Origin of the sequence: Pseudomonas fungipugnans, assembly GCF_029955235.1 — a bacterium.
GTDB classification, from domain to species: Bacteria; Pseudomonadota; Gammaproteobacteria; order Pseudomonadales; family Pseudomonadaceae; genus Aquipseudomonas; species Aquipseudomonas fungipugnans.
In genome coordinates, this window is record NZ_JARBWL010000001.1 from 1,433,692 (window position 1) to 1,449,057 (window position 15,366).

Here is a 15,366-nt window from a genome sequence, read left to right on the forward strand (position 1 = left end):
GTTGAACAAGTCGCTTGCCGACTGAAAAAATACAGTTGTATGATGTCTATCAACATCGCAGCACCCAGCCACACCCCGCATAAAAATAACGAGTGGGAGAAAAGCAGTGAAAGCATCCATATCCGAGATGAACGATGGCGCCGATTCGGTCCTCCAGTGCGCCATCTCGAAAGTCAAACGCCACGTCCTGCCGCTGTTCGTCATCATGTTCATCGTCAACTACATCGACCGCGTGAACATCGGCTTTGTCCGCGCCCACATGGAGCAGGACCTGGGCATCGGCGCTGCCGCCTACGGCCTCGGTGCCGGCCTGTTCTTCATCGGCTACGCGCTGTTCGAAGTGCCCTCCAACATCCTTCTGCAAAAAGTCGGCGCGCGCATCTGGCTGACCCGCATCATGCTGACCTGGGGCCTGGTGGCCGCCGGCATGGCCTTCATCCAGACCGAAACCCACTTCTACATCCTGCGTTTTCTGCTGGGCGTGGCCGAAGCCGGGTTCTTTCCGGGGGTGATCTACTACTTCACCCGCTGGCTGCCGGGTGTGGAACGCGGCAAGGCGATTGCCATCTTCCTCAGCGGCTCGGCGGTGGCCTCACTGATTTCCGGCCCGCTGTCGGGCATGCTCCTGCAACTCAACGGTTTTGGCCTGCACGGCTGGCAATGGATGTACTTCATTGAAGGCATGTTCTCGGTGGGCCTGTGCGTATTCGTCTGGTTCTGGCTCGATTCCAAGCCCCACGACGCCAAATGGCTGAGCCGCGCCGAACAGGACGCACTGGTCAACGCCATCGACGCCGAACAATTGGCTCGCGAGGCCGCCACACCGATCAAACCGTCGCTGGTCACACTGCTCAAGGATCGTCAGATCATCCTGTTCTGCCTGATCTACTTTTTCATCCAGCTGACCATCTACGCCGCCACGTTCTGGCTGCCGAGCATCATCAAGAAGATGGGCGACCTGAGCGATATTCAGGTCGGGCTGTTCAACTCGATTCCGTGGTTGCTGTCGATTGTCGGCATGTACGCCTTCGCCGCTTTTTCAGCGAAATGGAAACACCAGCAAGCCTGGGTCGCGGCGGCCCTGTTGATCGCGGCAGCGGGGATGTTCATGTCCACCACCGGCGGGCCGATCTTCGCCTTCGTTGCCATCTGCTTTGCCGCGCTGGGTTTCAAATCCGCCTCGTCGCTGTTCTGGCCGCTCCCCCAGTCGTATCTGGATGCCCGCATCGCCGCTGGCGTGATTGCGCTGATCAACTCGGTGGGCAACCTCGGCGGCTTCGTCGCCCCGACGACCTTCGGCTTTCTCGAAGAGCGCACCGGCTCGATCCAGGGCGGGCTGTATGGTCTGGCCGCGACCTCGATCATCGCCGCAATCATCGTCTTCGCCGCCCGCAACACGCCGAAAAACACACCCGCTGCCGTCGTCACTCCCACGCCGCACCACGTCTGAATCCGGTTTTGAAAGGACAACAACATGAACACACAAGACAGCGCAAAAGCCCCGATCATCACCCACATGCAAGTGGTGCCAGTGGCCGGCCACGACGGCATGCTGCTTAACCTGAGCGGCGCCCACGGGCCGTTTTTCACCCGCAATATCGTGATGCTCACCGACAACGCCGGGCACACCGGCGTCGGCGAAGTACCCGGTGGCGAGCGCATCCGGCAAACGCTGGAAGACGCCCGCTCGCTGGTGGTCGGCAGCCCCATCGGCACGTATCAGAAGATCCTCAACCAGGTGCGCCAGACCTTCGCCGACCGCGATGCCGGCGGTCGCGGTTTGCAGACGTTCGACCTGCGCATCACCATCCACGCCGTCACCGGCCTTGAAGCTGCCCTGCTCGATCTGCTTGGCCAGCATCTGGACGTACCGGTGGCCGCATTGCTCGGCGAAGGCCAGCAGCGCGACGAAGTGAAGATGCTCGGTTATCTGTTCTACGTCGGTGATCGCCAACAGACGGACCTGGCCTATCGCAGCGAGCCGGACGCCGACAACGACTGGTTCCGCGTGCGTCACGAAAAAGCCATGACCAGCGAGGCGGTCGTGCGTCTGGCTGAGGCCGCACACAAGCGCTACGGCTTCAAGGACTTCAAGCTCAAGGGCGGCGTGCTCAGCGGCGATGCAGAATTAGAAGCCGTCACCGCCCTCGCCGAGCGCTTCCCCGAGGCGCGTATCACCCTCGACCCGAACGGCGCCTGGTCACTCAAAGAGGCGATTCGCCTGTGCCGGGATCAACACCACGTATTGGCTTATGCCGAAGACCCGTGCGGTGCGGAAAACGGCTACTCGGGGCGCGAAGTCATGGCCGAGTTCCGGCGTGCCACGGGCCTTAAAACCGCCACCAACATGATCGCCACCGACTGGCGGGAAATGGGGCACGCCCTGCAGTTGCACTCGGTGGACATCCCGCTGGCCGACCCGCATTTCTGGACTATGCAGGGCTCGGTGCGCGTGGCGCAGATGTGCCACGAATGGGGCCTGACCTGGGGTTCGCATTCCAACAATCACTTCGACATTTCCCTGGCCATGTTCACCCACGTCGCCGCCGCCGCGCCCGGCGAAATCACCGCCATCGACACTCACTGGATCTGGCAGGACGGCCAGCGCCTGACCAAGGCCCCGCTGCAAATCGTCGATGGCTGCGTGCAGGTGCCGAAGAAGCCGGGGCTTGGGGTGGAGCTGGACATGGACCAATTGGCCAAGGCGCATGAGTTGTATAAAGGCATGGGCCTGGGCGCGCGGGATGACAGCGTGGCAATGCAGTTCCTGATACCGGGGTGGACGTTCGATAACAAACGGCCGAGCCTGGTGCGCTAGGCGTTCTTCCAGCACTACACAATCCCTGTGGGAGCGAGCTTGCTCGCGAAGACGCAGTGTCAGTCGATATTGTTGTTACTGATCCACCGCATTCGCGAGCAGGCTCGCTCCCACAGTGGGGGCCCGGGTTAACCCCAACGGGTTTGTGTTGCCTGCAACAACCACCTCTTGAACGCCACCATCGCCGCCGTTTCGGGCCGTGACTGCAAGCGCGTCAGCCAATAACTTCCCGTGCAGATTTCAATCGCGAACGGCTGGCGAATCGCATCCGCCGCCAGTTGCCGAGCGAACATCAGCGGCGGCGCCAACGCCACGCCTGCGCCTTGCAGCGCCGCTTCCATCATCGCCAGCGACGAATCGAACACGATGCTTTGCGGCGGCGCGGCGTGGGTCGCCAAACCCGCCGCCTGAAACCACTCAGGCCATTCATCAGTGCGATATGAACGCAGCAACGTCTGCTGCAACAGGTCAGCCGGAGATTTCAGCTGCCGGGCGATCTCGGGCACGCACAACACTGACAGCGGCGCATCGATCAAGCGCAACGCCTCGATGCCGTGCCACGCTCCCGCGCCAAAACGGATGGCGTAATCCAGCCCTTCAGCCGCCACGTCCACCCGGTTGTTATGGGTCGACAAGCGCAAATCCATGAACGGATGTTTCGCCCGAAAGTCGGCCAGTCGCGGCAACAACCAACCCACCGCAAATGTCCCCACCGCCCCGACCGTCAGCACTTCGCGGTAATGTCCGCCTTCCAGCCTGTCCAGTGTTTCGGCGATGCGGTCGAAGGATTCGCGCAACACCGGCAGCAGGGTTTCTCCTTCACTGGTCAGCATCAGGCCGCGGGGCAAGCGTTTGAACAGGGTGACGTTAAGTTGCACCTCCAGGCTTTTGACCTGATGGCTCACCGCCGCCTGCGTCACGCACAGCTCCACCGCCGCCCGGGTGAAGCTCAAATGCCGCGCCGACGCTTCGAAGGCGCGCAGTGCGTTCAACGGTAGTTGAGGCCGAATCATGCCCACTCCCAAATTTTTCTAATGGCTCATGCGAAATATCATTGTTTGCCGATCAGCGCCAGACTGCCTAAATTTGCCTGGCTCAGCAGTGCCCCGTATTGAAGACCGCTCAGAGTGTAGCGGCTAACACAACCAAATCTCAGGGAAAGCGGCTTAATCATGCCCAATATGAAATTCAACAGACTCGTGTCCTACAGTGCTTTCGGACTTTTTCTGGGTGCAGGCCAGTGCATGGCCATGGCACAGACGGACGCACAGTTGCAGGCGCTGGTAGACGCTGCCGTCACACCGGTCATGCAACAACAGAGCGTGCCTGGCATGGCGATCGCCCTGACCGTCAACGGCAAGGCGCATTACTTTAATTACGGCGTCGCCTCCAGGGAAAACCAGCAAGCCGTCACCCGCGACACGCTGTTTGAAATCGGCTCGGTCAGCAAAACCTTCACCGCCACCCTCGGCGGTTATGCCCTGGCCAGCGGCAAACTGTCTCTGTCGGACAAGGCCAGCCACGTCCTGCCGGCGCTGCGTGGCAGCGCTTTCGACAACATCAGCGTGGTGCAGCTGGGCACCTACACCGCCGGCGGCCTGCCCCTGCAATTCCCCGATGCAGCGGATCATCCGGACAAGATGCTCGGCTATTTCCAACAATGGAAACCGGTGTACCCGGCCGGCTCCCATCGCCAGTATTCCAACCCGAGCATCGGCCTGTTCGGCTATCTGGCGGCCCACAGCCTGGGCGCGCCGTTTGATGAGGCGATGGCAAACACCCTGTTACCGAAGCTCGGCCTGAAACACACGTATCTGCACGTGCCACAGGATCAGCTGGGGCTCTACGCCATGGGCTATGACAAGGCCGACAAGCCTGTACACGTCGATCCGGGAGCGCTGGATTCCGAGGCCTACGGGGTAAAAACCAGTGCATCAGACATGCTCCGGTTCGTCGAAGCGAACCTGAAACCGGCTGCGCTGGAAAAGCCTTTGCAGCAGGCGATTGCCTTGACTCACACCGGTTACTACACCGTCGGCGACATGACCCAGGGCCTGGGCTGGGAGCGCTACAGCTACCCGATCACCCTCGACAAATTGCTGGCCGGCAACTCGACGCCGATGGCCATGGAGGCGCACAAAGTCCAATGGCTGACGCCGCCGCAGCCTGAGCCTGGCAATGTGCTGCTCAATAAAACCGGATCGACCGGTGGTTTCGGTACGTACGTGGCGTTCGTGCCGAGCAAAGACATCGGCATCGTGATCATGGCCAACAAGAATTACCCGATTCCGGATCGGGTGAAGATGGCCCATCAGATTCTGGGGGCACTGAGCGAGTAAGCACAAAACGCAAAAAAACCTGTGGGAGCGGGCTTGGTCCGGGCGGCGTTCCGACGAAAGCTGTCTGTCAGCCAGATTGATGTCGAATGTGCCGGCGCCTTCGCGGGCAGGCTCGCTCCCACAAGGGTTATGGGCGGCCAGAAAAATGGTGATCTCTTGAACTAGCCTGCCCCCCACGCAGTCATCCCTCTTGTCTCCCCACTCAAGAGCGAGCCTCTCCATGAACATTGACCTGTCCGGCAAAACCGCCCTCATTACCGGTTCCACCCAAGGCATCGGTTTTGCCATCGCCAAAGGCCTTGCGCTGTCCGGTGCCGAGGTGGTGATCAATGGCCGCAAGCAGGACGCGGTGGAGGCCGCTGTCAGTCAACTGCACAAACTGCTGCCGTCCGCCAGCGTGCGCGGGATTGCCGCCGATGTCGGCAGCGCGGCGGGGTGCAAGGCGATGGTCGCCGCCCTGCCCCAGGTCGATATTCTGGTGAACAACGTGGGCATTTACGGCCCGCAGGATTTTTTCGAGACTGAAGATGACGTCTGGGAGAAATTCTTCGAAGTCAATGTGATGTCCGGCGTAAGACTGTCGCGCGCCTATCTGCAAGGCATGGAGAAAAACGGCTGGGGCCGAGTGGTGTTCATCTCGTCGGAATCGGCGCTGAACATTCCGGCGGACATGATTCATTACGGGTTTACCAAGACGTCCAACCTGTCGATTTCCCGTGGCCTGGCCAAGCGCATGGCCGGCACCGGGGTTACGGTGAATGCAGTGCTGCCGGGGCCGACTCTGTCCGATGGGCTGCGCGACATGCTCAAGGAGCAGCAACAACAGTCCGGTGAGCCGATGGAAAAAGTCGCGGCGGACTTTGTCATGGCCAATCGTCCGAGTTCGATTATCCAGCGGGCGGCGAGCATGGAAGAAGTGGCGAATATGGTGGTGTATGTGGCGTCGCCTCAAGCATCCGCTACTACGGGCGCCGCGTTGCGGGTGGATGGCGGCGTCGTGGACACCATCGCCTGAGCGGACCAGCACTACAGCACTACAACCTGTGGGAGCGAGCCTGCTCGCGAAGAGGGTGTGTCAGCCAAAGCCACTACCGACTGATAGACCGCCGTCGCGAGCAGGCTCGCTCCCACAGGGGGGGATTGCGATCAACTTGAAGATTACTTAGGCCCACAAACCGAGTACGATCGCGCCTTTTTTTCACAGTGCCTCGCCACGCATCAGGCCTTCCGAGCCGTTTTTCAGCTCCGGGACTATGCTGAATCAAGGCATGAGGGCTGATCGATGAAAGTGCTGTTGGTCGATGATCACGCGGTAGTACGCATGGCAGTCGGGATGATCCTGGCTCGCGAAGGCCATGAGATTGTCGGCGAATGCGACAACGGCGTGGACGCTCTCACCAAGGCTTTCGAGCTCAAGCCGGACGCCATTGTGCTGGACCTGGACATTCCGCAACTCGACGGCATGGCAGTGATCGACCGCTTGCGCATCGGCGGCAGCCCGGCGCATGTGCTGGTGCACACCGGCTTGAAAAGCCAGGCGTACGCGGCGCAATGCATGCGCGCCGGTGCGGCGGCGTTTCTGTCGAAAGTCGATGACCCGGTGGAAATCGCCACCGCGCTCCAGGCCGTCGCCAGCGGCAAGACCTGGTTCCCCATTGGCACCTTCAGCTCGGTGCGCAAAAGCGACTTCGCCCAGAACGACGCGCAGCTGCTGAGCGGCGTGTCGCGCCGTGAACTCAAAGTGCTGCACGGTTTGGCCCAGGGCAAAAGCAACAAGGAAATAGCCGACGACATGTTGCTGAGCAACAAGACCGTCAGCACCTACAAAACCCGCCTGATGCAAAAACTCAACGCCGACACGCTGCTGGAGTTGATCGAGTTCGCCAAACGCAACGACCTGGTCTGAGCCATGACCGCGATCTGTCGGACATTGCTGGGCGTACTTCTGCTCCTCGCGCTACCGGCCTCTGCCGAGCCCCTTGCGCTGCTCAGCCGCGCCGCCGAAAGCAGCGTCAACCCGGCGCTGACGGCAACACAGCGGCAATGGCTGGCGCACAAGGCCGAGCTGCGAATCGGTGCCTACCTGCCTGACCGCCCGCCACTGGACATGACCGCCAACCAGAAGGACTACGAAGGCCTGTCCGCCGATTATCTCGATGTGCTGGCACGCGGTCTGGGCGTGCGTTTGCAGGTCAATCGTTATGACAGCCAGGCATTGGCGCTGGCGGCGCTGCAACGCGGTGACGTCGATCTGGTGCCGCGCACCAACCACCTCGAAGAGAATTATGCCGACCTGATACTGAGCGCACCTTATGCCTACGATCAGGCGGTGCTGATCAGCCAGTTCGGCACGCATTGGCCCAATGATCGGCCGCCTGCCGGCACCACGGTGCTGTTCGACCCGGACTGGGTTCAGCAGGAACGGGTAGCCGCCTTGTTTCCCGACCTGCAAGTGCAGTCCGTACGTTCTACCGAGCAGGGACTGGGGCTGGTGGCCTATGGCACCGGCAATGTGCTGCTGACCGATGCGATTTCAGCGCAATACCTGCTGGAACAGCGCTATCAGCAAAGCCTCAAGCAAACCATCCAGCGCGACTCTGAGGGGCTGGGTTTCAGCTTTGCCATACAGCGACACAACGCTCAACTGCTGACGCTGCTCAACACCGTCCTGTCGAATATTTCCCCCGCCGAACGTGCCGTGATTGCCCGACGCTGGGGCATCGGCGCCAATCCGAAACTGGGTTACAGCCGACTGCAACTGACCCCCGCCGAACAACAGTGGATCAAGGACCACCCGACCGTCGACGTGCTGGCCAACGACTTGTACTCGCCGTTCAGCTTTTTCAACGCTCAGGGGCAGTTGCGGGGCATGGCCGCCGACTTGCTGGAAATGATCAATGATCGCACCGGGCTGGTGTTCAATCCGGGCAAAATCACCTCGGTCGACGCCATGATCAGCCGCGTGCAGCGCAATCCGGTCAGCATCATCGGTGCACTGACCTACAGCGCCGACCGCGAGTCCACGCTGGCGTTTTCCAGGCCCTATCTGGTCAATCCGTACGTACTGGTCACCCGCGTGCAGCCCGAACATTCGGGCCTGGTCGGTTTGAAAGGCCAGCGGGTGGCGATCATCAAGGGCTCGGCCGCGCAGAACTGGCTGGCACGCGAGTGGCCGGATGTCCGGCAAGTAATGGTCGATGCGCCCATCGAGACTTATGAATTGCTCGCCGAAGGCCAGGTCGAGGGCGTGATTCAGCCGCAACTGGGCGCCTCCTACCTGATAGACCGCTATTTCCGGGGCCGCCTGCAAATCGACTCAGTGATCGGCGCACCACCGGCGCTGATCGCTTTTGCCAGTGGACAGCAGAATGCCGAACTGATCTCGATCCTCAACAAGGCGCTGCTCGACATCCGTCCGGACGAGTTCACCGATCTGGTCAACCGCTGGCAGAACACCCAGGAAAGCGAGGGCGGCTGGAACGCCTACAAGAGCTGGTTCTACAAGGCCGGGGCGGCAACGCTGATGGTGCTGCTGGCGATTCTGGCGTGGAACGTCGGCTTACGCCGGCAAATCGCCGAGCGTCTCAAGGCGCAGAAAGCCTTGAACGATCAGTTGGTGTTCATGCAAGTGCTGGTGGACGGCACGCCGCATCCGATCTACGTGCGCAGCCGCGAAGGCCTGCTGCTGACCTGCAACCGCGCCTATTTGCGGGTGATGGAAGTCGAACTCGATCGCGTGTTGAACAAGGGGCTGGCCGAAGCGGACATCCTGCCCATGGCCGATGTTCACAACTACAAACGCATCCACCGCGCCACCCTCGCCAGCGGCGAGCCGTCGTTCGACAGCTTCGCCATGACCGTCAACGGCAGGCACTATCACATCTACCACTGGGCCCTGCCCTACCGCGACTCCGACGGCACCATGACCGGCGTCATTGGCGGCTGGATCGACCTCACCGAGCAGCAGAACCTGCAACATGCGCTGCATCAGGCCAAAGACCTGGCGGAAGCCGCCAACCGGGGCAAGAGTCACTTTCTGGCGGTAATGAGCCACGAAATCCGCACACCGATGAGCGCGCTGGTCGGCGTACTGGAGCTGATGCGCGACGGGCGCCCGGACGCCGAACTGATCGACATCGCGCAAAAGTCCGCCAGCGGCATGATGGAGCTGATCGGCGAGATTCTCGATCTGTCGAAAATCGAGTCGGGCAAGTTCGAACTGCGCAGTGGCACCTGTCACCCCGAACACCTGGTGCGCACGGTGATTCAGGGCTTTGCCAGCCTCGCCCGGCACAAAGGCGTGGCGCTGGAGTTCGTCGGTCCGATCGCCGACATCGCCGTGGAGCTGGACTCGCTGCGCTTGCGGCAGATCCTGTCGAACCTGATCAGCAACGCCATCAAATTCACGCCTCAGGGCACCGTGACCGTTGAACTGGCGCTGGTGCCGGCTGACGACATCGTGCAATTGCGCCTGACGGTTCGCGACACGGGCATCGGTATGGACGAGCAGCAACAGCAGCGGCTGTTCCAGCCCTACACACAGGTCGGCAGCAGCGACACGGAGCTGCAGATCGGCACCGGCCTGGGCCTGGCCATCTGTCGGCAATTGACCGAACTGATGGGTGGGCAACTGACTTGCACCAGCACGCCTGGACAAGGCTCGTGTTTCACCCTGAGGCTGAATGCCGCCCAGGCGCCGGGCGATGCCGGTGTGCCATCACTCCCGGGCGGAAAACAGCTGCCGCTGCCCGTGCGCAGGATTCTGATTGTCGAGGACCACGAGTTCAACCGGGTGGTGCTGCAGCGCCAGCTCGAATCGCTGGGCATGCACGTCACCTGCGCCGAGAACGGCCTGGAAGGCCTGCGATTGTGGGCTCGCGAGGACTTCGACTATGTGATCACCGACTGCAACATGCCGCAGATGAACGGCGATCAGATGACCCGCCAACTGCGCGAAACCGAGGTGAACACAGGGCGCTCGCCCGTTCACGTGCTGGGCCTGACTGCCAATGCGCAGCCGCTGGAAATCCGCCGTTGCCTGGCAGCGGGCATGAATGACTGCCTGTTCAAACCGGTCACCCGCCATGTGCTTGAGCATTACCTGCACGAGGCTGAAGCGGCGCGTCTGACCAGTGCGCCGTGCTTCGACATTGCCAGGGTCAACGACATCACCGCAGGCGATGCGACACTGACTCGTCAATTGCTGAGCACGGTGCTGCGTACCAACCAGGAAGACTTCGAAGCCTTGCAAGGTTTGTATGGCGCAGGCGACTACCGCGCAATGGCACGTTGCTGTCACAAGATCCTCGGCAGTGCACGAATCATCCACGCAGACATGCTCATCAGCGTTTGCGAACAGCTGGAACAGGGCTGTCAGGTCACCACCGATGCCGCCGGGCTGAGCCCGTTGGTAGAGGCCTTCATCAAGCAGATGACGTGCCTGCAACAGAGCATTCGGGCCAGTGTCCACGGCTGATTTTTGTAGGACTCATCCTACACAATAATCGGAACCGGCTGCGTTACCCACACCGCTGACATCCGCAGAATCCGTCGCTCTATTTCATGCAGTCGGCGGGTCACTATGTTTGCATTTGGTGTGCGGTTTTCGCGGGTTTCGATGTCAGGTGCGTTGTTGCTTCTGGGTGCTGCGCCATGGCTGGCCAATGCAGCCTGCGACGCTGATTGTGTGACCACCCCTCAGGACAATCTACTGCTCAACGACGGTTCGTGGCTGGGCGTCGGCACGGGTGGCAGGGTCAGCAACAGCACCGTGAGCGATGGGCAACTGCATCTATGGGAGACAGGCACCGCGATCGGCACCACCATCGACGGCAACGGCTGGATGGCGCTTCATGACAACGGCCAGGCCACAGACACCGTCATGAACGGCGGCGTGATGCTCGTCAGCGGCTCGGCCACCGCCCTGCATACCACGATCAGTGGCGGCGACCTGGAGGTCGTCGAAAACGCGGTGGTCAGCGACACGTCGCTAAATGGCGGCCGTATGTACGTGTACTTTGACGCCATGGCGAAGAACACCCGCGTCAGCAACAGCCAGATGATGGTTTATCAAAACGGCAATGCCGACCGTACAACGGTCAATCAGGGTGGCTTGCTGTCGGTGAACGACACGGCCAAGGTCAGCAACACCGTGATCAATCAGGGCGGGGTGATGGAGAGCGTGGCCGGCACCAGTGTTCGCTCTACCACGGTTAATCAGGGTGGCTTGATGGTGCTGGGTGATGGCGCGGCCGCCGAGAACACCCTGATCAACCGCGACGGTGATTTGTTGCTCAAAGGCTTCGCCAACCTGAGAGGCCCGGCTCGTGTCGATGGCCGGGTGACGTTTGCCGACCCGGCCTTCGGCGGATTTCACACGCTGACCATCGATGGCCCGCTGAGTGGCAACGGCACGTTCATGATGAACACCGACCTGGCTGCCTTGAAGGGGGATCTGATCAAGGTCAACGGCCTGATCAGCGACCGCCATACACTGGTGGTGGCCGACTCCGGTAACGCGCCTGGCGAGGCTTTGCAGAAACTGATGCTGGTGAACGGCAATGGCGGCGTCGGCGACTTCAAACTCTACGGAGAGACGGTGGACGCCGGCGCTTATCGCTATCAATTGCAGCATCAGGGTAATGACTGGTACCTGGCCAGTCTGGCGAGTGCCCCGCAAGACCCGGACACCGTGGTGCAACCAGAGACGCCAACCGATCCAGAACCACCGGTTGAACCGGTCAAGCCTGTTGAACCTGTTAAACCTGTGAAACCCGCTGAACCTGTTGATCCCGGTCAGCCCGCTGAACCTGTTCAGCCCGCGGAGCCCGTACAACCAGCTCACCTGCCTCAGCCAGAAACCCTGAGCAAAGGCGCCAACGCCGCCGTCGCCAGCCCTGCCGCCAGCGCAGCGCTGCTCGGTGCTCAGATGAATGCCACCACCGGGCACTTCGGTGATCTGCGTTCGGGCCAGGATCAGGGCGGCCTCTGGACTCGTGGTTACGGCACCGAACAACACCTGGACACAGGCGCCAGCCGGGACTTCCAGCAGCAAGTCGATGGCATGGAAATCGGCGCCGACAAAACCCTGCCCTTCGCCACCGGCACGCTGTATGTGGGCGGGTTGCTCGGCAAGGGACAGGCGCGGCAACAGTTCGGCGAAAACAGCAAAGGCAGCATCGACAGCGCCACCCTCGGTGGTTATGCCAGCTACCTGGATCAGAGCGGCTGGTACGTCGATGGCGTGCTGAAATACAGCCGCTTGAACAACCGGATCGACATCACCAGCAACCTCGGCGACAGCGTCAAGGCACACTACAAGAACCATGCTGTGAGCGGCGATGTGCAACTGGGCAAGTCCATCGACCTGGGCAAAGGCTGGTTCGTCGAACCGCAGGCCGGGGTTCAGGTGTCGCGCCTCAGCAGTGGGCGTTACACCGCCAGTAACGGCCTGGACGTTGAACAGGATGCGATGACTTCAGTGCAAAGCCGTGTGGGCGGGATGCTGGGGCGCAACCTGCAATTCGACAACGGCATCAGGGTAAAACCCTATGCCAAGGCGACGTGGATCACCGAGCATGCCGGCGACAGCCATGTGACCGTCAGCGGCTCGCCGCTGGACAGTCGTTTGCCGGGCTCACGGGGCGAGATAGGTGGCGGAGTGATGATGTCGGTGGCGGACAAACACAACGTCTTTGTCGACGGCCAATACACCAAGGGACGGGGTATCGAACAGCCCTGGGCGGTGACGGTGGGGTATCGGTATCGCTGGTAACCGCAGCGCCAATCCTGTGGGAGCGAGCCCGCTCGCGAAGGCGGCACAGTCAACATTTACGTTGGCTGATCCAGCGCATTCGCGAGCAGGCTCGCTCCCACAGGGGATATTCGGGGTGCACCGCTTTTGTGGCAGGCGGCGTAATCAATCATCCGGCTGATCAGGCGGGGCGGCAGGTTTTGCAGTCTTGCCTGCTTTCGTCTTGGCACCTTTGGCGCCTTTGGCCGGTGTCGTTTCGGCCGTCGCTGGAGGTGCCGGTGGGGTCAATTCTTTCTCGGCTGCCGGCAAGGCATCAATGGTGTCGAATATTTTCTTCAAGTCGACCGATTTTGATTCTTCCCCTGAACTGTCAAGTTTGATCTCGCCGTCCTTGCCCAGCAGGATGACTTTGGGCAACGCCCCTGCACCCAGTTTCAGCGAACGGATGAGCGCCATGGTGTCCTGTTGGCCGAGATCCTTGCCGTCAAGTTGACCGAACATGTTCAGCACGCTGTACACCTTGATATTGCGCTGGGCGACACCTTGCTTGTTGGCGGGATCGTCCAGCGACTTTTTCAGGCTCATCCAAACGGGATCGACGGTACTGGAAGCGATTACGATCAGCGGCCGGGACTTGCCCAGCTCCGGTGCCAGGGGTGAGTCGCTGTCAGCGGCGAACAGGGGGCCGGCGAAAGCCAGCAGGGTTGCCAGGGTCAAAGACCTGATGAGCATGCGCATCTCCTTTTGATATCCACGCTCTAATGAACGCGCATCGCGGCGATCGTTCCGGGTGACGATCCGCGAATATGTTTCGCGTTGCCCCAAGCTTAGGTCAGGGCCGGCATTGCGCAACAGACTGTGAAGGATTGTGAGCACCAATTGATTACGATTGATGACCGCTCTATGGTGAATCGCCAGGCTCGCAACCGACGCGCCGCCCCCCGGAAAAGGAGCTGCAATTGGCCATACAACTCGACTACCTCAGTGACTACCCCGCCCTGCTCCCGGAATTCGCCGAACTCAATTTCAACGAATGGGGCCACTACAAACCCGGCAATACATTGGAGGCACAAACCGAGCGCATGCGCGCCAGTTGCGGCAAGGGTTCGGTGCCCTCGGTGGTGATCGCCCATGACGGCGCGCAGTTACTCGGCGGCGCCCTGCTGCTGGTCAATGACCTGGACTCGCGTCCTGAACTGACGCCCTGGCTCGCCGGCGTCTACGTCAAGGAAGAACATCGGGGTCGGGGCATTGCCTCGCAACTGGTGCAGCGCATTGTCGAGGAAGCGAGACTGATCGGTGTGCCAGAGCTGTATCTGTGTACCGTCCACGCTCAAGCGCTGTATGCGGGGCTGGGTTGGGAGGTGGTCGAGGATGTAGAAGAAGATGACGTCGTGGTGACGGTCATGAAGCGTGGTACCGCGGCATGAACTGAATTCAGTGAAACCTGTGGGAGCGCGCTTGGCTCCCACATCAATTGTGCCGGTCTGGTATGACTGAAAAGCGATCGAAGCCGGATCAAAAAACCAGCTTGTAGCCGATCAACAACAGCATCGTCGCCAGGCACGGGCGCAGCACTTCATCGGAGATGCGCCCAGTCAGGTGGCTGCCCAGCCAGATGCCCGGCAACGACCCGATCAGCAGAAAGCCCAGCACCTGCCAATCCATGTTGCCCATGCTCGCGTGACCCAGGCCGGCGACCAGGGTCAGTGGCACGGCGTGGGCGATTTCCGTGCCGACCAGGCGGCGGGTCGGCAACAGCGGATAGAGGATAAACAGCGCCACGGTGCCTAAAGCGCCTGCGCCGATGGACGTCAGGGCGACCATGGTGCCGAGGATCAGACCGGTGATGACCGTCAGCACGTTCAGGCGCGGACCGCTGGGGTTGTAGTTGCCGCCAGCGCGTTTGTGGGCGAAATCCAGCAGGCGTTTCTTGAAAAAGATCGCCAAAGCCGTGGCAAACAGCACAAAGCCCAAGGCCTGCTTGATGATGGTGTTCATGGCATCGGGCGCGGTGTGCAGGCTGCTCAGGAACCACAGCGTCATCATCACCGCCGGCACGCTGCCCAGGGTCAGCCAGCCGGTGATGGCCCAGTCGATGTTCCTGTTTTTCGTGTGCACCAGCACGCCGCTGGATTTGGTGATGGCCGCGTACAGCAGATCGGTGCCCACCGCCGTGGCCGGGTTGACGCCGAACCACAGCAGGATCGGCGTCATCAGCGAACCACCGCCCACGCCGGTCATCCCGACGATAAAACCTACCACCAAGCCTGCAACGATTAACCCGAAATGACCGAAATCCATTAACACGCCCGCACAAAACGCATGAAAAAACTGGCCCGCAGCATAGCGATTTTTCTTATAACCACTTATATCGTTGCGGTCTATCGTTATGCCCCGAACAAACTACTGACACTCCATAAATGCCCCTGTAAAAAATTTCCACTGTGGGATTG

Annotated in this window: 11 protein-coding genes; 8 read left to right on the forward strand and 3 right to left on the reverse strand. The window is 60.9% G+C overall.

All coding sequences use genetic code 11. The annotated features are described in order from the left end of the window. Nucleotides 1-106 precede the first annotated feature (106 nt). Nucleotides 107-1,450: an MFS transporter gene (locus tag POF45_RS05795; RefSeq protein ID WP_282315300.1), complete on the forward strand. Its 1,344-nt coding sequence runs from the start codon at nt 107-109 to the stop codon at nt 1,448-1,450. Nucleotides 1,451-1,474: 24 nt separating this feature from the next. Continuing rightward, a complete protein-coding gene (gene gudD, locus POF45_RS05800; RefSeq protein WP_259495084.1) occupies nt 1,475-2,818 on the forward strand; it encodes a glucarate dehydratase in 1,344 nt (447 codons plus the stop codon). A gap of 128 nt (nt 2,819-2,946) precedes the next feature. Here gudD and POF45_RS05805 read toward each other — a convergent pair whose 3' ends face one another. After that, nucleotides 2,947-3,831 (reverse strand): LysR family transcriptional regulator, encoded by an 885-nt coding sequence (locus POF45_RS05805; RefSeq protein ID WP_282315302.1) that lies wholly within the window; start codon nt 3,829-3,831, stop codon nt 2,947-2,949. 168 nt (nt 3,832-3,999) lie between these two features. On the opposite strand from POF45_RS05805, the gene ampC reads away from it, so the two are divergent. The 5 genes from ampC to POF45_RS05830 all read left to right on the forward strand — a co-directional run bounded on the left by ampC (nt 4,000) and on the right by POF45_RS05830 (nt 12,931). Then, entirely contained in the window at nt 4,000-5,157 is a 1,158-nt protein-coding gene (gene ampC / locus POF45_RS05810) for a class C beta-lactamase (RefSeq protein WP_409077964.1), read from the forward strand. A 220-nt stretch (nt 5,158-5,377) separates the two neighbouring features. Beyond that, nucleotides 5,378-6,172 carry an SDR family NAD(P)-dependent oxidoreductase gene (locus POF45_RS05815; RefSeq protein WP_259495088.1) on the forward strand — a complete coding sequence of 265 codons (795 nt, stop codon included), beginning with the start codon at nt 5,378-5,380 and terminating at the stop codon, nt 6,170-6,172. A 267-nt stretch (nt 6,173-6,439) separates the two neighbouring features. Then, nucleotides 6,440-7,063 carry a response regulator transcription factor gene (locus tag POF45_RS05820; RefSeq protein ID WP_282315305.1) on the forward strand — a complete coding sequence of 208 codons (624 nt, stop codon included), beginning with the start codon at nt 6,440-6,442 and terminating at the stop codon, nt 7,061-7,063. A 3-nt stretch (nt 7,064-7,066) separates the two neighbouring features. Continuing rightward, nucleotides 7,067-10,633, forward strand: coding sequence for an ATP-binding protein (locus POF45_RS05825; protein ID WP_282315307.1), 3,567 nt, complete (start codon nt 7,067-7,069; stop codon nt 10,631-10,633). Between the two features lie 156 nt (nt 10,634-10,789). Then, the gene (locus tag POF45_RS05830; RefSeq protein ID WP_282315308.1) at nt 10,790-12,931 is read left to right on the forward strand and encodes an autotransporter outer membrane beta-barrel domain-containing protein; all 2,142 of its coding nucleotides are present in this window, start codon (nt 10,790-10,792) and stop codon (nt 12,929-12,931) included. A gap of 144 nt (nt 12,932-13,075) precedes the next feature. Here POF45_RS05830 and POF45_RS05835 read toward each other — a convergent pair whose 3' ends face one another. Continuing rightward, nucleotides 13,076-13,642 (reverse strand): DUF4174 domain-containing protein, encoded by a 567-nt coding sequence (locus POF45_RS05835; RefSeq protein WP_282316007.1) that lies wholly within the window; start codon nt 13,640-13,642, stop codon nt 13,076-13,078. A gap of 227 nt (nt 13,643-13,869) precedes the next feature. Between POF45_RS05835 and POF45_RS05840 the strand changes: the two genes are divergently transcribed. After that, nucleotides 13,870-14,340 carry a GNAT family N-acetyltransferase gene (locus POF45_RS05840; protein ID WP_259495094.1) on the forward strand — a complete coding sequence of 157 codons (471 nt, stop codon included), beginning with the start codon at nt 13,870-13,872 and terminating at the stop codon, nt 14,338-14,340. Between the two features lie 88 nt (nt 14,341-14,428). On the opposite strand, the gene POF45_RS05845 is transcribed toward POF45_RS05840, so the two are convergent. After that, entirely contained in the window at nt 14,429-15,214 is a 786-nt protein-coding gene (locus POF45_RS05845) for a sulfite exporter TauE/SafE family protein (protein ID WP_259495096.1), read from the reverse strand. Nucleotides 15,215-15,366 lie beyond the last annotated feature (152 nt).

Excerpts from the sequence above, each read along its gene's own strand:
- POF45_RS05805 (WP_282315302.1), bottom strand. The coding sequence starts at position 3,831 with ATGATTCGGCCTCAACTACCGTTGAACGCACTGCGCGCCTTCGAAGCG.
- POF45_RS05835 (WP_282316007.1), bottom strand. The coding sequence starts at position 13,642 with ATGCTCATCAGGTCTTTGACCCTGGCAACCCTGCTGGCTTTCGCCGGC.
- POF45_RS05815 (WP_259495088.1), top strand. The coding sequence starts at position 5,378 with ATGAACATTGACCTGTCCGGCAAAACCGCCCTCATTACCGGTTCCACC.
- POF45_RS05820 (WP_282315305.1), top strand. The coding sequence starts at position 6,440 with ATGAAAGTGCTGTTGGTCGATGATCACGCGGTAGTACGCATGGCAGTC.
- ampC (WP_409077964.1), top strand. The coding sequence starts at position 4,000 with ATGAAATTCAACAGACTCGTGTCCTACAGTGCTTTCGGACTTTTTCTG.
- POF45_RS05845 (WP_259495096.1), bottom strand. The coding sequence starts at position 15,214 with ATGGATTTCGGTCATTTCGGGTTAATCGTTGCAGGCTTGGTGGTAGGT.
- POF45_RS05825 (WP_282315307.1), top strand. The coding sequence starts at position 7,067 with ATGACCGCGATCTGTCGGACATTGCTGGGCGTACTTCTGCTCCTCGCG.
- gudD (WP_259495084.1), top strand. The coding sequence starts at position 1,475 with ATGAACACACAAGACAGCGCAAAAGCCCCGATCATCACCCACATGCAA.